This is a genomic window from Amphritea pacifica (assembly GCF_016924145.1).
Classification (GTDB): Bacteria; Pseudomonadota; Gammaproteobacteria; order Pseudomonadales; family Balneatricaceae; genus Amphritea; species Amphritea pacifica.
Genome location: NZ_JAFFZO010000016.1, coordinates 65,890 through 84,355, shown reverse-complemented (window position 1 = coordinate 84,355; position 18,466 = coordinate 65,890). Strand labels below are relative to the sequence as shown.

Here is an 18,466-nt window from a genome sequence, read left to right as displayed (position 1 = left end):
GAACACGGTAATACGAGAGCTGTATGCGCCCCTTAATCCCTTTTATACATCAGCTCAGTCGTCAGGAAGCCTGCGACTGGATCGATACAATTCAGACGCAGTTATCCGGTTGTGATATCTGTGAATTCTCTCAACTATCCGCGGTAGATAAAGGGCAGGTAGAGATCGCTATTGTGGCGAATCCTGATCCGGTGGAGGTTGCACAGCTGTCCCGGTTGCAGTGGGTTCACTCAGTGTGGGCTGGTGTCGAGGGGATGATGGCCAATCTGTCACATATGCCGTTTGAGATTGTTCGTCTCACCGATCCGCAGCTGGCACGAACGATGTCTGAAGCGGTGCTGGCCTGGGTGCTGTATCTGCACCGTGATATGCCCCGATATCGCCAGCAGCAGGCGGACAGTCACTGGCGACAGCTATCCTATACTGATCCGGGTGATCGACATATCGCACTTCTGGGGTTGGGCAAGCTGGGGGAGTGCAGTGCATTACGGCTGGTGGATAACGGTTTTCGTGTGTCTGGCTGGAGCCGTTCAGCTAAACAGATTGACTCTGTCGATTGCTATGCCGGGGAGCAGCAGCTGTCAGAGCTGCTCGCTAAGGCGGATATTATTGTCAATCTACTGCCGCTGACGCCTGCCACTCTGGGCTTAATGAACCGGGCATTCTTTCAGCAGGTTAAAACCGGCGCAGCACTGATCAACTTTGGCCGCGGTGCGACGGTGGTTGAATCGGATCTGCTTGAGGCTCTGGATCGGGGACAGCTCAGTCATGCAGTGTTAGATGTGTTCGCAGAGGAACCACTGCATCCACAATCGCGGTTGTGGGGACATCCCAATACTACCCTGTTACCGCATATCTCGGCGCCCACCAGTGTTCCCACAGCAAGTCGAATTGTTGCCGACAATATCAGTCGTTATCTGTCCGAAGGCAGCCTTCCTCAGTCTGTTGATAAAGCACGCGGCTATTAAGCCTCAAACGACGGTTTTCAAACCATCCGGTTTTAAAGAATACGGGCTGAACAGGGGGTATCTGTGTTAAAGTGCCAGCCTTATTCCTCTCTGTCCGGATCTTTTTTGTGAACAATAACGATATTCTGCGCCGCCTGCGCTATACCTTTGACTTCAGTGATACCAAAATGATCGGGGTGTTTCGTCATGCTGAGCTGGCGGTAACCCGGGTGCAGCTGAGCAGTTGGCTGAAAAGAGAGGAAGAGGCTGGCTATATCCGTATGCCTGATTTTGAGATGGCGAGCTTTCTGAACGGTCTGATTATCGAAAAGCGTGGCCGTCAGGAGGGCGATCAGCCGGTGGCGGAAAAGCGTCTGAACAACAACATTATCTTCCGTAAGCTTAAAATTGCGCTCAATCTGACCGCCGATGATATTCTGGCAATTCTTAAGCTGGCCGGTGTGCGGCTTAGCAAACATGAGCTGAGTGCTCTGTTCCGCAAACAGGGCCATCAGAACTACCGCGAGTGTCAGGATCAGGTGCTGCGCAACTTTCTCAGCGGATTACAGAGCCAGATGCGTGATAAAGCGCCCTCCGTTAAAGCGGATAGACCTCAGCGAACCACGGCCACGGCTGTCGCCACATCGGATAAACCGGTGCGGAAACCCTCTGCTGAAAAGCGTCAGGCAGCGGATGTTCAGTTTGTCGTTGATAAACCAGCGGGTGAAAAACGCGATGTGAAAAAGTCTGCTCAGAGAAACAGTAGCACTCAAAAGCCCGCCGCTAAAAAGGTCGCGACTGAAACGGCTGCTACAGAGACTGTCATTGACGCTAACTCTGTTTGGGCTAAGGCGTTGGCGAAAAGCACGAAGAAGAGCTGAGCCGCATGAAAGAGAAACTGTTGCCTCCCACCCGGGAGGAGATCGCTCTGTTTCCCCCGTTTCCGGGCATGACACTGGAACAGATACAACAACCCCGTGGCGCTGAGGCGCTGACATCTGCTCTTCAGGATCTGCTGAGTTGCGATTTTGTTGGCTTTGATACCGAATCAAAACCGGTCTTTCGTAAAGATCAGGCCTCTGATGGTCCCCATGTGGTGCAGTTGTCGACCGCCACGACCGGCTATATTTTTCAGTTGCATGATGAGGAGGCTTACCCGCTTATCCGTCAGGTGCTGGAAGCGAAACAAGTCGTTAAAGCTGGTTTTGGCCTGCAGTCAGACTGCAGCCATATCCGGCGTAAATTCGGGGTTGAGATTCAGGGGATTCTCGATCTGGATACGGTCTACAGGCAACTGGGTTACCGGCGTCAGTTGGGGGTTAAAGCGGCTGTTGCGGTTCAGTTTCAGCAGAAGTTTAACAAATCAAAACGAGTCTCAACCTCTAACTGGGCGCTGCCAAAACTGAGTGATGCGCAGTTACTTTATGCCGCTAATGACGCCTATGCCGCACTGCGGATTGTGCAGGGGTTGCAGGACAGTGGGCATGGTCAGAAGGTCGCTCAGCTGATACGCTGAGAACGCTGCGTCATAATCGTTTTTAGGATATTTTCAGCATGATTTTAAAGAAATTTTCAGAACTTCCCGCGCTGGAAACGGAGCCAGGCACTGACTGCTCCTTTATCAGTCATAGCCCGAAGGGTGAGCCACTGCTGACGGTTGTCTATGCCACTAAACGGGATTTTCTCTCAGTGCCGAAAACCTACACAACGGTGCAGTTTAAAGGCAACGATACTATCCCGCTGGAGTTTCACTCAGTTTCCCGTAAAGACTATCTGGAACAGCTGGAGCTGGCCAACAGCTGGTTTAAATCCGGCGCCTACGAGATTGAAAGAACTAAAGACTATACCATCGTGCTATTACTGACCAACGACCGGGCGCTGGAGATTATCTTCACCGGGTTTGAACTGTTAGAGGAGACCTACCACGCGGTTGACTCTCAAACGGCTTTGATACTACATATTAGTAGTTAGACTGAGGCTTCGCTGCTGGATAAGAGCGTCAGTTTTACATGTAGGAGCTGCATCCTGCAGTGATTGCATCTGGTTCTACCCCGATTCTTTGGACAGTCAGTTAACAGCGGTTTGAGTTCGCTTCCGCTTTTTCCTCTGGTCGTAGAGTTGTTCAATGTAATCAAGTATGTCTGCTCGGCCTCATCCCGGCTTCGAAAACCAATTCCTTATACCAGCTTACAAAGCCTTCTGAAACGCGACAACAGTGCTTTCTGGTGCAGGCTTCTGCACAAATACATCTCTTTGTGGGGACTTATTCAGGTTACTTCTCTGACGATCAGATATATGGTGAAGAGTAGAAGATTTGACGGTAGGTAACTATGCAGTCTTTTAATAAAAAAAATATTATTCTGGGGTTGTGCGCCGCCTGTGTTATTGGGGTTTTGCCGTTTATCGTATTGCGTTTGATGGACCGGCTCTGGCTGATGGTTGCGGTTGATTCTACCGCTTTAGTGGGCGCGGCCCTGATCGGATTGTATGTTATTAAAAGCAATAAGTTGCGATTAGCCAGTGTTATCCTCACCGCTCTATTTCTCGTCACGGTGGTCTTGGTAGTTAACATCAAGGGGCCATCGCTTATCTATTGGTTGTATCCAACCATGATTACCGGGTACTTCCTGCTCAAACCCGGGGAAGCGTTGATTGTCAATATACTGGCGCTGTTTGCGATCTTTCCAATCATCAATACACAACTGGTTTTGATCGAACAACTGAGTATTCTTTTTACCATTACCCTGGTGAATGTTTTTTCATATATCGTTTTCAGGAGTATGGCGGGTCATCAGGATGTGCTTACGCAGCAGGCGACTCAGGACGGTTTAACCGGTGCGGGTAATCGTCGCTTGTTTGATTATCACATGGAACCGTTTTTTGCCTCAGCAACCGAGCAGCATACCCCCTTGTCGCTCATCGTCCTGGATATCGATAATTTCAAAGCCATCAACGATACTTTTGGCCATGTAAAAGGGGATGAGGTTCTCTGCGCTGTTCTGAAGTTACTGAGCTCAAGGCTGAGAAAATTTGATACCATCTATCGTCTCGGGGGGGATGAATTTGCCATCGTACTCAGTGAAGCCAGCTGTGATGCCGCGGTCAGCAAAGCTGAAGAGTTATGTCACCTGGTGAATAGCGATCCGTTTTGTTCTGATATTAAGATGACTGTCTCATTCGGTGTGGCTGAAAGACACGCCGGCGATGAGATCCAGGAACTGGTTGCCCGTGCGGACAGCGCACTTTATCGGGCGAAAGAGGAGGGACGCAACCGGGTATGCGGTGAGTGGGTTGTCCCAGCGAAATAACAATCAGCCGCTTTATTTCTATCTTTCATCTGGTGAGGTCGTTAGCTTCCCGTTTTTCCCGTATCATTCAGAGAGTGAGCCGGGCAGGCCGTCCGGCGTATTAAGCATTTATTATACTCTCAGGGATAACAATGATGTGCGCTGTCGGTTGGATTCCTGCACCCGTAAAAACGGGAGTAGAATCATGAAAGTGAAACTCTTTTATCTAAGCTTTTTTCTTATCACTGGCTGTACCAATAGTGGTTCTTTTGAAAGTATGCAGCTTAGTAACAGGTTTGAATGTTCTAAGCAGCCACCCCCGTTATATGATGAGTGCGTGAATCGTTACAAAGAATCCTACGATCAATATGAACGTGAGCGAAAAGAAGCAATGGGGGATTAAGCTGGTGATGGGGAGATCTATCCTCTTGCTGAAGTACTTTAATACCCAGTTAACCGCTAAAAATGGCTTCTGTAGAGCGTCCTGAAGCTGATCTGAACAGGTAGTTATGAATTGTTATAACGACGAACCATAGGGAAAGCATCATGAAATCAATCGTGATTATTATGGCTGGGCTTTGGATCTCATGGCATTACACCGATCTGTATTCAGATCAAACGCTGTTTAATATGGTGGCGCCATTAGGCGTATTGATATTCGGCGCCTCTCTTGCTGTATGGCTGGTTTTAAAAATGGGATCTGGTGGTCGCGGCAGTCGGTCTGATGGTTATAGCGGTGATAGCGGTGGTTTCTTTGATGGCGATTCAGGTGGTGGTGATGGCGGCGGTGACTGAGCGCTGTTATTAAGTGTTGTTATTAAGCGTCGTCATAAGTGTTTGGCCATCTAAAATGCTGCTGTCCCTCCCGATTTTTCTAACCACTTTTTGAGCGTTTCACAGCTCAAAATACCTCCCTGGTGTTTTTCCCAGTGCTTTGCGAAACATGGTGATAAAGGCACTCTGACTATTGTAACCCAGGTCCTGGGCAACATTGGCTACTGCATCCCCCTGGGCGATGCGGGTCAGTGCTGCCAGCAGGCGCACCTGCTGGCGCCACTGCCCGAATGTCATCCCCGTTTCCTGGCGAAAGTGGCGAGCCAGAGAGCGGGCGCTGGTGCCAAGTTCGGTTGCCCACTCTTCAATCGAGCGCGGGTCGGCGGGGTTATCCCTCAGCCTGTGGGCGATCTCTATAAGGGATTTACTTTTGGGATGCGGCAGGTGGAGAGGGGCCTCGGGAATCGTTTTAAGCTGATCAAGAAACACCTGAACGATACGCCCCTGTGTTCCATCCTCATCATAGAGGGTATCAAAGGAGACCATCTCCAGAATCAGCTCCCGCAGCAGGGGGGTTACATGGATGACCTGACAATGATCGGGCAGATCTCTGGAAGCTTCAGGTGCAATATAGACATTGCGCATCTGTACCGGATGGATAGTGCGGGCATCGTGTTCGATAAAGGCGGGAATCCATACTGCCCGTTGCGGCGGTACCACCCAGTAACCAATATCCCGGGCTGACACCTGAATCAGTCCGTCGGCGATAAACAGCAGTTGTCCCCAGCCATGACTATGGTAGGGCGAGTAAAATCCTGCTTCGTGGTCAGCTTTACGAATCACGACCTGACGGGGAACGTGTTCCAGCCGGTTGACCGGTTTTCCATCCAGGGTTACCCAGTGTTTGGGAATTTCAGGTAGCTCTGTCTGTTTCTCGATATAAGTTGGCATGCTTTATTGTATACGCCAGATTGGATCTTTTTTAAAGTAGTCTGAGAAATTAATTGAGTTATCAGGTCGGGTATTACTGCGTTGTTAAACATGTCCGCCTGTGCAGGAGTTACTATGATGAATCTTATCCGTCGCCCGGAGTTGTTTTTGTTTCTGCTGGCGGGCGCGATGCCTCTGTCGATGGGGGTGTGGATGGCACTGCTGAATAACTTTGCCATTGAGAAAGCGGCTTTTACCGGGGTTGAGATCGGTATTCTGCAATCTTTGCGTGAGATTCCCGGGTTTATCTCTTTTGGCGCAGTGCTGTTGCTGGTGTTGATGCGTGAACAGACCCTGGCTCTGGTATCGATGTTGCTCCTGGGTCTGGGTACCGCGGCCACCGGCTTCTTCCCCTCCGAGGTTGGCCTCTACTGTACTACCGTGCTGATGTCGCTGGGGTTTCACTATTACGAGACTATGAATCAGTCGTTGTCACTGCAGCTGTTCAGCAAGGAGGAAGCCCCCCACCGTCTGGGACAGATGGTGGCGATTGGCTCGTTTGCCAGCCTGGTGGCGTTTGCTCTGGTATGGCTGGCATTGGATATCTCCGGCTTATCGATGCAAACCGTCTATCTGTTGGGCGGTGGGGTTACCATAGCGATAACTCTGTTTTGCTGGCTGGCGTTTCCCCGTATGGAGGGCAAGGTTGAGCAACATAAAAAGTTGCTACTACGCAAACGATACTGGCTGTACTACGCGCTGGTATTTATGGGCGGTGCCCGGCGGCAGATCTTCATGGTGTTTGCCAGTTTCCTGATGGTGGAAAAGTTTGGTTTTTCTGCCGGTGAGATCTCCATCATGTTTCTCATCAATGGCGCTCTGAATATGATCTGTGCCCCCAGGATTGGCAGGCTGATCGGTTTCTGGGGTGAACGTAAAACCCTGACCATCGAGTATATCGGGTTGATTATTGTGTTCACGGCCTACGCTATTGTGTCAGATCCCTGGATTGCGGTGGGGCTGTATATTGCCGACCACCTGCTGTTCTCTATGGCGATAGCGCAGAAAACCTATCTGCAGAAAATTGCCGATCCGAAGGATCTGGCGTCTACGGCAGGCGTCTCTTTCACCATCAACCATATCGCTGCAGTGGTGCTGCCTGCCGCCTATGGTGTGTTATGGATTATCTCTCCGGCTGCTGTGTTTCTCACCGGCGCGGCGTTGGGCGGGGTGTCGCTGATACTGGCGCGGATGGTGCCTGAGAAGCCGGAACCCGGGGAGGAGGTTGTGTCGTTTACGGGTAAAATAGCACCGGTGTAATCGCCAAAAGGTGTGCCGCGTCGCTTACGACAGCAGCGCTGCACACCTGCCCGTTGTTAGTTTGGAACGACTCTGGCAGCACGAGGCTTTATAAAGCCTGACTAGTGTTAGCACTGGACACTGTTTTACCAAACACAATGGTTCCCAGCGCGATGATCCCCAGCAACCAGCTGTAATGGATATTGCCGATGATCAGCAGGGGGGACAGACCGGCGATTGAGCCTGCCAGCAATACCTGTGCGCCATAGGGTAACAGCCCCTGCACTACGCAGGAGAATATATCCAGCAGACAGGCACTGCGTCGTGGGTCAACATGCTGACGTGTGGCGATATCTTTCGCCAGGCCTCCACAGATAATGATGGCAACGGTGTTATTGGCGGTACAGATATTGGTCAGGGCGACGGCAGTACTGATCGCCGCTTCACCCGCCCGGGGGCTGGCTTCTGATTTATCGCTCTGTATTGTGAAGCGATCAATCAGTCGGGCAAGAAACTCCAGACCGCCCTGTGCTTTCATCAGAGCCCCCAGACCGCCAATCAGCATCGACAGAATCAGAATTTCCTGCATTCCGGTATAGCCGGTATAGATATCTTTGGAGAACTGTGCAATCGAGTATTCCTGCACGCCTGTCAGACCGATAGCGCCGGCCAGCAGAATACCGCTGAACAGGACCAGAAATACATTCAGACCGCTGAGCGCCATCACCAGCACCGCAAGGTAGGGCAGTACTTTAAGCAGTTCGTAGTCGTTGTCCTGCGTAATGCTGGCATCGGCCCCCTGCAGATAGAGCCAGCCCAGTGTGATCAGCGCTGCGGGCAGGGCGATTTTAAAATTCATACGAAACTTGTCTCGCATATCGCAGCCCTGCGAGCGGGTGGCGGCAATAGTGGTATCGGAGATGATGGACAGATTGTCGCCGAACATCGCTCCGCCAACCACTGCGCCGATGCAAAGCGGCAGTGACAGATCGCTGACCCCGGTCAGCCCCAGGGCGATAGGTGCCATCGCTGCGATAGTACCCATGGAGGTGCCCATCGCGGTGGCGATAAAGGCGGTAATTACAAACAGACCCGGCAGCACCAGTTCAGAAGGGATAACACTGAGACCAAAATTGACCGTGGCATCCACGCCGCCAACGGCTTTTGCGACGCTGGCGAAGGCTCCTGCCAGCAGATAGATCAGGCACATGGTGATGATGTTGCTGTCGCCAACCCCCGCGATAAAGGTTTCCAGGCGCTGGTTCAGTGTGCCCTGATCCAGCAGCAGAGCCAGCACAATCGCAGGCAGAATCGCGACCGGCGCAGAGATCTGATAGAAGGCGAAATCAACATTAGCTGACTGATAGTAAACGCCGCTGCCGATAAACAGGGCAAGAAAGAGTAATAGCGGTAACAGAGCGAACGGGTTTGCTCTCATTTCAGACTCCCGGAGTACAGAAAACATTATGCTGAAGTGTTTTATCAATACGAACAGCAAAGATCACCGCAGGCTGTATCTCAGCAACAGGGGAAATTCACAGGATCTTTAAAACAACGTTGTTCTGCAGATAAGCAGAATCAGCAATAAAAAGCCTGTCATTCTTTTGGAATACAGACATAAAAATTGATAAGCAGGGCTTCTGGTAGGGAAACCATACTGTTAAGGCTCGGGATTATACTGGTTCACCGGGCAAGCGCTAATATTGATTCAGCATAAAAGTTATTATTTAGTTATAAATAGGGTTTGTTGATAACCCAAGGGAATAAAACGGTTCTGAAGTTTTTAAAGGTACCCGACAGCCGCTGGAAGGAGATGTTAATCTGTCAGATCGTGGTGCTCAATTTAATCACGACATTGTCTTATCAAGATATTGTCTGTCTTATCAAGATACTGTCTGATCATAATATTGAGTTACGAGGTTATTTGTACCTTCTGATGCTCCTCGGGCGCTTCGGCAAAGCAGTAGCTGTTGCTTTGCATACGCTTGGCTTTATACATCGCCTGGTCGGCTTCATGCAGAAGTGATTCCAGAGGCAGCCCCTGAAAGTGTAAGGCAATACCGATACTGATACCCACCTGAAGCTGCTGTCCGCGGAAGGAAACAGGTTCTTCTGTCGCGCTGATAATTCGTTCGGCGATTATCTCGAGTTGACGTTTGTTGCCGTAGGAGGATAGCAGCGCGGCAAATTCATCCCCTCCCAATCGTGCCAGGAGGTCACTCTCCCGCAGTATCTGCTTCAGCCGGGCCGCAAACTGCTTTAACACATAATCCCCGGCCTCATGTCCATACCGGTCATTGATTGGTTTGAACTGATCCAGATCCATATAAAGTAGTGCTAAAGGTTCTTGTGTGCGCCTGGACTGGGTCAGTTGCAGCTCCAGTATCTGAATAAAGATATTGCGATTGTTCAGGCCGGTCAGCACATCATGATGGGCAAGGTGCTCAATCTGCTGCTGCGAGATCAGGTTTTTTCGCTGGATTCTGAAATACATGATGGTGCCTACCCCGGTAACCATGGCGGTCAGAACAAAAAACATCGCCAGTGGGGGTAGAAAATTACTGTAAGCTTTGGAAAGGCTGTTAGGGCTTGCCAGTGATATCAGTTTCCACTCTGGCCAGTGCAGTTCTGCAGCCAGCTTATTGTGCTGCGGGTCTTCTGGCGTTGCCCGGCCAGTTGCTATGGTATCAAATATAAAATAGCCATAAGGTGACAGAAAAGCCCCCCGGTCTTTGCCTATAATCTTCTGCCAGATGCCGGGATAATATTTCTCAATGGTCCTGTCTTTATATTCCGGAAACATAAAGGCCCAGGCCGCATCACGTTCCCGTCCAAACATCCAGTAGCCATCCTCATTAAGCAGCATCAATTCGCCGGCGGTATTCTTTGCATCGCCTTTCAGCTGAGTGAACAGGGCGGAGGCATTCAGGTTGATGATTACGAGACCCTGTTTATTGCCCTGGCGATCGAAAACCGGAGACGCGGTGCGCACAATCGGTTTGAAGGGCAGCTCAATCTGTTTGTGTTCGATGTTGAGATCCATCGGGGAGATGTAAACCTGCCCCGCTAAAAGCTTTAATGAGTCTTTAAAGTAATATCGATTATGTTTGTCCTGCAGGTTTTCAGTGCTGATGACGACCGGATCAATACTGCCCTGATCAACTCTGATCTCTTCTACGCCCTGCGCATTGAGATAACGGATCTGTTCATAGACCGGCTTGATGGCCGCCAGATTAAGGTAGTCGTTTGTCAGTCGGGTACGAGCCTCAGGGTCACCGCTTAGCAGATCCTGAAGGTTTTCCTGTCGTGCCAGCATCAGTGTATCCAGAGCCGCTTTGGATATGTGATCGTTGAGGCTGTTTTTGATCAGGGCTAGCTGTGGCTTTTCAGCCGCTACCGCCTGGGTTATATAACTCTGCTGCTGTTGCTGATAAACATTCAGAAGTAATAACAAAAACAAGCTCAGGGAGGAGAGATAGCAAAACAGGAGAAAACCCCGCAATGCCAGGATTTTATCGATCAGCGTACGCTGGTTTACAGGGACCAGGTTTGTGGGCTTCAGCAGTAAGTAGTGTATTAACAGTGTGGTGATCAGTGAGAATATCACCCCATCGGATAACGTCACAGCAAACCCGGTTGCAGACACCCTGATCAGCGGAAAGATCAGCATCAGCATGGTCTCAACGGTGAGAGCGATCAGCCCTGTTCGCAGCAGGACGGACTCACTATTCAGATCATGACGGATCGTCAGTCGGTTTGTTTTGATAAAGAAACGTACGATGGCAACCGTAATGAAGGCGATCAGTGCCGCGTCCAGGAATACTTCCAGCCAGAAGAAACTGATTGCGATCTCCAGCCTCTGCATCGCCTGCATGATCAGCATCTCGGCTGACATGAGTAAAGTGAAGAGAAGCAGGAGGTTTAACATTTTTTAGCGAGCGCCTTGTGCTGCGATGTCTGAATATAACGCCTACAGGTGTTGGCGGCGGTTAACGAACCAGCCAGCGTAAAAAAACAGTTTTCTGTGAATGAGTTATATTATTTTGTCCATAAAAGTAGGTCTATATTAACAGAGCTTCAGAGGCAGCAACAGTGACCTTTATCAGTTTAAGCCGGGCATTGAATTGCGTTGTCTGGCTAGCGGGCCAGGCAGTGTTATTGGATGCTGTTACTGTAACAAGTGAAAGACATCGCACCGTTCAGACCTTGGCCATATTGTGTCGCGTCAGATAATAAAAAAGCCTCACAATGGAGGCTTTTCAATATCTCATTAAGCGTTAAATTCAGGCGCCGATAATACCGCCGTCTTTACGCTGAATGGCCATAATGGTTGAACGAGGCTTGCTGTTGCCGCCAGCCGGGAAGTGGGATGGTTTATCATCTTCCCCCGGGTGTTGCACGCCGACAAACACGGTGCGCTGGTCCGGTGAGAATGTCAGACCGGTGATCTCGCAGGCGATTGGGCCGGTGGCAAAGCGACGCACCTCTCCGGTTTCAGGATCAGCACAGAGCATCTGGTTATTACCCATACCCGCGAAGTCGCCTTCGTTGGAGTATTTGCCGTCGGTCAGAATCCACAGGCGTCCAGCCTTATCAAAGCCAAGTCCGTCCGGGCTGTTGAACATGTTTTCATCATTGATGTTGGCAGAACCGGCGTAGAAGTCATTGTGCACTGTCGGGTTACCGGCAACCAGGAACAGATCCCACTTGAAGGTAGTGGCGCTGTTATCGCCATTGGTTTCGTTCCAGCGAACAATCTGACCATACTTGTTGTTGGCCCGTGGGTTTGGTCCGCCTACCGGCTGGTTGTCTTTCTTGCCACGGTACTTATTGTTAGTCAGAGTACAGCAAACGGTTTTGGTTTTATGGTTTACCGCAACCCACTCCGGACGATCCATGGTGGTGGCACCCACAACCGTCGCCGCTTCGCGGGCGTAAATCAGCACTTCAGCCTGGCTGTTGAAACCATTCTCCTTGGTGAGACCATTTTTGCCGTAAGTCAGCTCGATCCACTCACCGTTACCCTTCACCTCACCGGGCTGTGCGCTGAAGCGAGAAACGTACAGGGTACCCTCTTCAAGCAGGTTGCGGTTGGCAGCTTTATCTGTAGCGTTGTACTTGTTTTTAGAGACAAACTTGTACAGGTGTTCCCCTCGCTCGTCGTCGCCCAGATAAACCACAACGTGGCCATTGTCTGCCACGATAACGGCTGCGTTCTCATGCTTGAAACGACCCAGCGCGGTACGCTTCAGCGGGGTAGAGGTTGGGTCCATCGGGTCGATCTCGACCACCCAGCCATGACGGTTTGGTTCGTTTGGCTCTTTAGTGATATCAAAACGGTCATCAAATTTGAACCACTGGTAATCACTGTCATCTTTCAGGCCGTAACGTTTTTCGCGGGCTGTTTGTCCGCCACCTGGTTTAGCGAAGAATCCGTTGAAGTTCTCTTCACAGGTCAGATAAGTGCCCCATGGGGTCTCACCGTTGGCGCAGTTGTTGAATGTCCCGAGTACTTTCTTCCCACTCGCATCAACGCTGGTTTTCAGCAGATCATCTCCAGCGGCAGGGCCGGTCAGCATCATTTCGGTGTTGGCAGTGATACGACGGTTGTAATCAGAGTCTTTGCTGTATTCCCAGCCATCAGCGGTACGCCTGATTTCGAAGACAGAGATACCAACAGCCGCCTGCGCTTTTTTCACGTCATCGGCGGTCATCGCTTCGCCTCTATGATCGAACAGCAGTGGGTAGTTGGTGTATTCGTTGTTGACTGCCAGCAGGCCGTGATCGTCAGACAGTGGGAAGAAGGTCATGCCGTCGGTGTTATCACCAAACTGGCCCGCCTGAGCGCTGGCCGGCTGAGTGCCGCTTTCGTCAAATTCCGGCGCGCCTTTCAGGATTGGATCGCCCCAGGAGATCAACGGTTTGGCAACATAACCTTCAGGCACCACGAAGGTGTCAGCGGTGCTGGCAGGTACTTTGGTAAAGCCCAGCAGCTTGCTTTGAGGGTTACTGGTTGCTGCCATCGCTTCGGCCAGTGGGTTGGCTGCCAGAAACAGCCCCATAGCGGTGGCTCCGCCCTGTAAAAAGCGGCGACGGCTCAGGCCGGCATCAATAATTTTGCTGAAGTCGGAGTCTGATTCAGAATGCATTGCTGAATCGGCCTGCAGATGATCTTTGTTCATACTTATATTCCTGAAAACGGAAGTGAGTGGAATCATTTTCTGCAAAGAAGACTAGACTCTGTTTATGTCTGCCACATGACTTTAACGTTACCGGAAGATGACGCTGTAATTGTAATGCTTTGTTCACCAGCAGAACTAAAAGCGTTACTTATATGTCACAATGATGTGTTTATCTGCAACATTATAATTAAAGGACTTTCAGTATGCTGACTTTGGTTTTGGGGGTAATTCTTTTTCTCGGAATACACAGTGTTGCCATTGTGGCGATGCCGTTGCGTAACCGGGCCGTCGCTGCCAGTGAAGTGGGTTGGAAACTACTCTATGCGGTTATCTCTCTGCTGGGGCTGTGGCTGATCGCTAAAGGCTATGCGGCGTACCGGCTTGACCCCTATATTGTCTATGTCACGCCGGTGTGGATGCGTCATCTGTCAGCTCTGTTGCTGTTACCGGTATTCATACTGTTTCTGGCGCCATACTTTCCCGGACGGATTAAACGGGTCACCGTGCACCCGCAGCTGATCGCGGTAAAACTCTGGGCGGTGTCCCATCTGCTGGTTAACGGGACTCTGGGTGATCTGGTGCTGTTTGGTAGTTTTCTCGCCTGGGCGGTGGTTGACCGTATCTCAATGAAACGACGCCAACAGCGGCCACTACCCGGTGCCCCCGCGTCTGCCTATAACGATCTGATTCTGATTGTCGCGGGACTCGCACTTTACGGTGTCACGGTCGTCTGGGCCCATAAATGGTTAATTGGTGTCGCGCCCTTCGGTTGAGACAGTCCTGCAGCAGACTGCGCCAACTCAGTCTGCCAGCTCTTCCAGTCCGGGGGTTTTTTCCAGGGCGCGGCTGGGGCTGAGCAGATGCTGTCTGATCAGTTCCCGGGCCTGTTCTCCATCACCCGCCAACAGAGCATCAATCAGCAGTTGATGCTCTTTTTGATTGGCATCAAAGACGTCGCTGTTTGCCATATTTTTCTTCAGCCAGAGATTGCGGTAACGGGAGGCTTTTTCATACAGCGAACGGCGCACCTGTAACAGGGTCGGTGAGTTACACCCCTGGGCGATTGCGGTATGAAACGCCTGATGGCGTCGTTCCCACTCCTGCGGGTCTTTATCGACCATATCACCGAATTTATGCATGGTGTGAGCTGCTGCCAGGATTCCCGCTTCCCACTCATCATCACCTCGCTCCACTGCCAGCCCGATACACAGGGCTTCAATTTCAGCCCGGGTTGCATAGATATCGCGCATCTCTTCCCGTGACACCGGGTGTACCTTAAAGCCCCGCTGGTTTTCTACCACCACCAGTTGTTCGATCAGTAACTGGGAAAGTGCCTCTCTCAGGGGGCTGACGCCGATCTGATAACGTTCTTTCAAACGGGTCATTTTGAGTTTTTCGCCCGGTTTGAAATAGCCTGTAAGAATATCCTGTTTCAGATCACCTACCACTTTCAGGGCAGAGTTATCGCCCCTGGCATCGTTGACTGGTCTGGTCTTTATCATGATTAGAAGGGTCTAGTTTTCTGTTTTTAAAGGATTTATTGAAATAACTAAGTCGCTTGTCCTGGGTCAGTTTAATTTATCGACATTGATTAGTTAAGACAAACAATAAAATATAATGTTGACGTTAATTTAAAATGTCGACATTATTGTATTGCGTCGATGTTGGTAGTGATCCAGATCAACTTATGATTCAAAGATCCTGAAATTGAATGTTCCTGAGATTGAAGGAACCTGAGATTCCATGATTCTGAGACAGAACGATCCGCCACAAAAACAAAAATTGACAACGTCTTACCAGAACGTCCTGCACTCAGCTGTCATTCTGTTGAGTCTTTGGTAAACGATACGAATACACTTTAGGAGAGATAAAGATGACTGCTTTGTTGCGTGAAGTTGAAACGACTCAACCCCAGGGTTTTTCCGTTGCCCCCTATGCGGCAAATAAACGATTGCAGGTGGTAACGCTGAGCGCCGAGACTATTGCCGCATTTGATGAGGCGATAGCGCAGTGGCCGCTACAGGCCCTCGAGTACAAGCCTTTTCTGCGTTATGCCACCGCAGACAAGCTGGATGCTATTACCGGGTACTCTCTGGGTAAATTTCTCAATGCAACGATGCAGGACCGTAATACCGCGGCTTTCCTGCTGCAGTATGAAGGTCAGCCAGAAGTGACAGAGGGTGAGCTGCGTACAGAGTTTGAGATCAAGTTGTCGACTGCAATCTCCCATCTCATCGGTATGCCAAACCATGACGCGATGTACGGCAAGTATTATGCCCGCTTTACTGTTCTGAACGATGATAACTCGGATAGTTATCTGCGTCAGGCTCACCGCCGTATGGAGCTACATAATGATGGCACCTATGTGGATGAGCGTACTGACTTTGTCCTGATGCAGAAGCTGGGTGAGGCGCATATGGAGGGGGGCGATTCTTTGCTGCTTCACGTAGATGACTGGGCTGAACTGGATCGTTTCTATCGTCACCCTCTGGCTAAACAGGATATCGTCTGGGGCGCCCCAAAATCTAAGAATGTAGCAACCAAGATTGAGCATCCAGTCTTCTTTGAAGAGGATAAGAATGGTAAACCGCATATGCTGTTTATCGATCAGTTTGCTGAGCCGCAAAACATGGCCGAAGGTATCTATCTCTATGAGATGGGCAAGTCTCTGGAAGAGGATGAGAACTTCTTCCGCGTTCGCCTGCCGGTTGGCACGATGCTGGTGGTACAGAACCATTGCTGGCTTCACGGTCGTGATAAGTTTGTGGCACACCCTCAACTGAGTCGCGAACTGCTGCGTCAGCGGGGTCACTTCACCAGGTAATGCCGTGCAGATATACTAAGGCGGAGTCGATTGATCGGCTCCGCCGTCTGTTATTTTAAAGCGTATTTAACTGATTCTATGTTTACGGGTGAAATGCATGACATACGATTACATTATCATCGGCGGCGGTATCGTCGGTATGTCGACAGGCTGGCAGTTACAGCAGCGCTTTCCAGACGCTAAAATCCTGCTGTTGGAAAAGGAGTCGGTTTATTCTAAACATCAGACGGGTCATAACAGTGGTGTTATCCATGCGGGTGTGTATTACGCGCCAGGCAGTCTGAAAGCGCAGTTCTGCAAAGCCGGTGTGGCTGCAACGATGAAGTTCTGTGATGAGAATGGGGTTGCTTATAATCAGTGCGGTAAGCTGTTGGTTGCCACGAATGATCTGGAAGCTGAGCGGATGCAGGCATTGTATAATCGTTGTATCGACAACGGTATCGATGTTGAGCTGCTGGATGCCGGGCAACTGAAAGAGCGGGAGCCTAATATTGTTGGTGTTGGGGCTATCCTGGTGAAAGATACTGCGATCGTTAACTATCAGCAGGTGACCACCAGGATGGCGGAGCGCTTTGTGGCGATGGGGGGCGATGCCCGTCTGAATCATAAAGTGACCGGTCTGTCGGAATCTGCAGACGAAGTGACTGTAGAGGCACTTCATAATGGACAGCAGGTGAGTTTTAAGGGTAAGTTTCTGATCACCTGTTCTGGTCTGATGGCGGATCGCACCACGAAAATGCTGGGCATCAAAACCGACTTTCAGATCATTCCATTCCGGGGTGAATATTACAAGTTGCCGGAAAAATACAACACCATTGTTAACCATTTGATCTATCCGATACCTGATCCCGATCTGCCTTTCCTGGGAGTGCATCTGACCCGGATGATCGACGGTTCTGTGACCGTGGGGCCAAACGCCGTGCAGGGCTGGAAGCGTGAAGGCTACGGCAAGATCAATATCAGCCTGAGGGATATCTGGGATATGGTGACCTTTCCGGGGTTCTGGCGGGTGCTCAAAGCCCATATCGGTACCGGTATTGTGGAAACCAAAAATTCGCTATGGAAGCCCGGTTATCTGAAGCTGGTACAGAAATACTGTCCGCAACTGAAAGTAGAAGATCTGCAACCCTATCCCGCCGGTATTCGCGCCCAGGCGGTGATGAACGATGGTTCACTGGTGCATGATTTTCTGTTTGCCGAAAGCCCCCGTTCGCTGCATGTGTGTAATGCGCCTTCTCCTGCGGCTACCTCAGCGATTCCGATTGGTGGTTATATCTGCGATAAGGTGGCAGAGCAACAGGGCTAAGTATTTCTCTCTGCATTTGATAAAAATGCACCGGAAGTGCAATATTTCTGGTGCGTTTTAGTTGAGCTTATATTCGCTATTTCCTTCTATCTGTTGTAATCTGGCAGGTAAAAGCATATACCTTGTTATCCACCCATCTTTCATCAAGCCGTCTGCTATTCACTTAATCCTTCAGGAAACAGTATGGCAGTCCGCGTCCGTTACGATACCCACGAATTTGACAATGTTGATATTCATCTGCGCAGCCTGCGTAGTAATCAGGAGTTTGAAGATGAAGATGGTCAGGCGGAAGCGCTGGGGATCTCTTCAGCCAGCTGGCCGTTGTTTGGTATTGTCTGGCCATCCGGTCAGGTGCTTGCTCACCATCTGTTCCAGACCAACTTCAGGGATAAGCGTATTCTTGAGGTGGGGTGTGGTATCGGCCTTACCAGTGTTCTGCTGAATCATCTGCAGGCAGACATCACCGCCACGGATTATCATCCCCAGGCAGAAGGCTTTATGCAGCACAATACCGATCTTAATGATGATCCCCGGGTGCCCTTTGTGCGCACTGGCTGGGCTGATCCGCAGACCGATCTGGGGCTGTTCGATCTGATTATCGGCAGTGATCTGCTCTATGAAGATGAACATGTGCAACAGCTGGCAGACTTCATCTGTCAGCACAGCCGGCCTCAGGGAGAGGTGATTCTGGTCGATCCTGGCCGGGGACGGCATGCTCGCTTCAGCAGGGCGATGGCTGAAGCGGGTTTCAGCCTGCTAGTTGAGCGGCCGCAACAACCTGATTTTATGATCAGTCCATTCAAAGGCGTCATCCTCAGTTATTCTCGATAGCTCTATGTCTTATAAAGTTACATATTGGTTACTTTGTTTGTGATTTTTGTATTTAAAGTTCAATATTTGTTACTTTATTGTGTGTC

The 18,466-nt window shown here is 50.4% G+C and carries 16 protein-coding genes; 11 read left to right on the top strand and 5 right to left on the bottom strand.

The features are described from left to right. Positions 1-23: 23 nt before the first annotated feature. The 6 genes from JW499_RS10905 (at position 24) to JW499_RS10880 (ending at position 5,029) form a co-directional block, all read left to right on the top strand. Positions 24-968, top strand: a complete 945-nt coding sequence (locus JW499_RS10905; protein ID WP_205210626.1) for a 2-hydroxyacid dehydrogenase — start codon at positions 24-26, stop codon at positions 966-968. 107 nt (positions 969-1,075) lie between these two features. After that, on the top strand, positions 1,076-1,828 hold the full coding sequence (locus JW499_RS22830) for a YehS family protein (RefSeq protein WP_205210625.1): 753 nt from the start codon (positions 1,076-1,078) through the stop codon (positions 1,826-1,828). 5 nt (positions 1,829-1,833) lie between these two features. After that, a complete protein-coding gene (locus tag JW499_RS10895; RefSeq protein ID WP_205210624.1) occupies positions 1,834-2,463 on the top strand; it encodes a 3'-5' exonuclease in 630 nt (209 codons plus the stop codon). A 38-nt stretch (positions 2,464-2,501) separates the two neighbouring features. After that, positions 2,502-2,918: a hypothetical protein gene (locus JW499_RS10890; protein WP_205210623.1), complete on the top strand. Its 417-nt coding sequence runs from the start codon at positions 2,502-2,504 to the stop codon at positions 2,916-2,918. A gap of 359 nt (positions 2,919-3,277) precedes the next feature. Then, positions 3,278-4,255 carry a GGDEF domain-containing protein gene (locus JW499_RS10885; protein ID WP_205210622.1) on the top strand — a complete coding sequence of 326 codons (978 nt, stop codon included), beginning with the start codon at positions 3,278-3,280 and terminating at the stop codon, positions 4,253-4,255. A 525-nt stretch (positions 4,256-4,780) separates the two neighbouring features. Continuing rightward, the gene (locus tag JW499_RS10880; protein ID WP_205210621.1) at positions 4,781-5,029 is read left to right on the top strand and encodes a hypothetical protein; all 249 of its coding nucleotides are present in this window, start codon (positions 4,781-4,783) and stop codon (positions 5,027-5,029) included. A gap of 99 nt (positions 5,030-5,128) precedes the next feature. Here JW499_RS10880 and JW499_RS10875 read toward each other — a convergent pair whose 3' ends face one another. Beyond that, entirely contained in the window at positions 5,129-5,959 is an 831-nt protein-coding gene (locus tag JW499_RS10875) for an AraC family transcriptional regulator (RefSeq protein ID WP_205210620.1), read from the bottom strand. A gap of 114 nt (positions 5,960-6,073) precedes the next feature. Here JW499_RS10875 and JW499_RS10870 point away from each other — a divergent pair, with 114 nt between their 5' ends. After that, positions 6,074-7,258, top strand: a complete 1,185-nt coding sequence (locus JW499_RS10870) for an MFS transporter (RefSeq protein WP_232846347.1) — start codon at positions 6,074-6,076, stop codon at positions 7,256-7,258. A gap of 88 nt (positions 7,259-7,346) precedes the next feature. On the opposite strand, the gene JW499_RS10865 is transcribed toward JW499_RS10870, so the two are convergent. From JW499_RS10865 to JW499_RS10855, 3 genes are all read right to left on the bottom strand, one after another. After that, on the bottom strand, positions 7,347-8,675 hold the full coding sequence (locus JW499_RS10865; protein ID WP_205210619.1) for a Na+/H+ antiporter NhaC family protein: 1,329 nt from the start codon (positions 8,673-8,675) through the stop codon (positions 7,347-7,349). 474 nt (positions 8,676-9,149) lie between these two features. Then, positions 9,150-11,165, bottom strand: coding sequence for a GGDEF domain-containing protein (locus JW499_RS10860; RefSeq protein ID WP_205210618.1), 2,016 nt, complete (start codon positions 11,163-11,165; stop codon positions 9,150-9,152). Between the two features lie 355 nt (positions 11,166-11,520). Next, a complete protein-coding gene (locus tag JW499_RS10855) occupies positions 11,521-13,419 on the bottom strand; it encodes a PhoX family protein (protein ID WP_205210617.1) in 1,899 nt (632 codons plus the stop codon). A gap of 203 nt (positions 13,420-13,622) precedes the next feature. On the opposite strand from JW499_RS10855, the gene JW499_RS10850 reads away from it, so the two are divergent. Further along, on the top strand, positions 13,623-14,192 hold the full coding sequence (locus tag JW499_RS10850) for an NnrU family protein (protein ID WP_205210616.1): 570 nt from the start codon (positions 13,623-13,625) through the stop codon (positions 14,190-14,192). A 27-nt stretch (positions 14,193-14,219) separates the two neighbouring features. On the opposite strand, the gene csiR is transcribed toward JW499_RS10850, so the two are convergent. Further along, positions 14,220-14,921 carry a DNA-binding transcriptional regulator CsiR gene (gene csiR, locus JW499_RS10845; protein ID WP_205210615.1) on the bottom strand — a complete coding sequence of 234 codons (702 nt, stop codon included), beginning with the start codon at positions 14,919-14,921 and terminating at the stop codon, positions 14,220-14,222. Between the two features lie 371 nt (positions 14,922-15,292). Between csiR and glaH the strand changes: the two genes are divergently transcribed. The 3 genes from glaH to JW499_RS10830 all read left to right on the top strand — a co-directional run bounded on the left by glaH (position 15,293) and on the right by JW499_RS10830 (position 18,380). After that, a complete protein-coding gene (gene glaH, locus JW499_RS10840; protein ID WP_205210614.1) occupies positions 15,293-16,243 on the top strand; it encodes a glutarate dioxygenase GlaH in 951 nt (316 codons plus the stop codon). A gap of 97 nt (positions 16,244-16,340) precedes the next feature. Next, the gene (lhgO, locus tag JW499_RS10835) at positions 16,341-17,549 is read left to right on the top strand and encodes an L-2-hydroxyglutarate oxidase (protein WP_205210613.1); all 1,209 of its coding nucleotides are present in this window, start codon (positions 16,341-16,343) and stop codon (positions 17,547-17,549) included. 183 nt (positions 17,550-17,732) lie between these two features. Next, on the top strand, positions 17,733-18,380 hold the full coding sequence (locus JW499_RS10830) for a class I SAM-dependent methyltransferase (protein WP_205210612.1): 648 nt from the start codon (positions 17,733-17,735) through the stop codon (positions 18,378-18,380). Positions 18,381-18,466: the final 86 nt, after the last annotated feature.

Bases quoted from the DNA above. Each gene is read 5' to 3' on its own strand.
- JW499_RS10890 (WP_205210623.1), top strand. From the start codon at position 2,502: ATGATTTTAAAGAAATTTTCAGAACTTCCCGCGCTGGAAACGGAGCCA.
- glaH (WP_205210614.1), top strand. From the start codon at position 15,293: ATGACTGCTTTGTTGCGTGAAGTTGAAACGACTCAACCCCAGGGTTTT.
- JW499_RS10870 (WP_232846347.1), top strand. From the start codon at position 6,074: ATGATGAATCTTATCCGTCGCCCGGAGTTGTTTTTGTTTCTGCTGGCG.
- JW499_RS10830 (WP_205210612.1), top strand. From the start codon at position 17,733: ATGGCAGTCCGCGTCCGTTACGATACCCACGAATTTGACAATGTTGAT.
- JW499_RS10905 (WP_205210626.1), top strand. From the start codon at position 24: ATGCGCCCCTTAATCCCTTTTATACATCAGCTCAGTCGTCAGGAAGCC.
- JW499_RS10880 (WP_205210621.1), top strand. From the start codon at position 4,781: ATGAAATCAATCGTGATTATTATGGCTGGGCTTTGGATCTCATGGCAT.
- JW499_RS10850 (WP_205210616.1), top strand. From the start codon at position 13,623: ATGCTGACTTTGGTTTTGGGGGTAATTCTTTTTCTCGGAATACACAGT.
- JW499_RS10875 (WP_205210620.1), bottom strand. From the start codon at position 5,959: ATGCCAACTTATATCGAGAAACAGACAGAGCTACCTGAAATTCCCAAA.
- JW499_RS10885 (WP_205210622.1), top strand. From the start codon at position 3,278: ATGCAGTCTTTTAATAAAAAAAATATTATTCTGGGGTTGTGCGCCGCC.
- JW499_RS10855 (WP_205210617.1), bottom strand. From the start codon at position 13,419: ATGAACAAAGATCATCTGCAGGCCGATTCAGCAATGCATTCTGAATCA.
- csiR (WP_205210615.1), bottom strand. From the start codon at position 14,921: ATGATAAAGACCAGACCAGTCAACGATGCCAGGGGCGATAACTCTGCC.
- JW499_RS10895 (WP_205210624.1), top strand. From the start codon at position 1,834: ATGAAAGAGAAACTGTTGCCTCCCACCCGGGAGGAGATCGCTCTGTTT.
- JW499_RS10865 (WP_205210619.1), bottom strand. From the start codon at position 8,675: ATGAGAGCAAACCCGTTCGCTCTGTTACCGCTATTACTCTTTCTTGCC.
- lhgO (WP_205210613.1), top strand. From the start codon at position 16,341: ATGACATACGATTACATTATCATCGGCGGCGGTATCGTCGGTATGTCG.
- JW499_RS10860 (WP_205210618.1), bottom strand. From the start codon at position 11,165: ATGTTAAACCTCCTGCTTCTCTTCACTTTACTCATGTCAGCCGAGATG.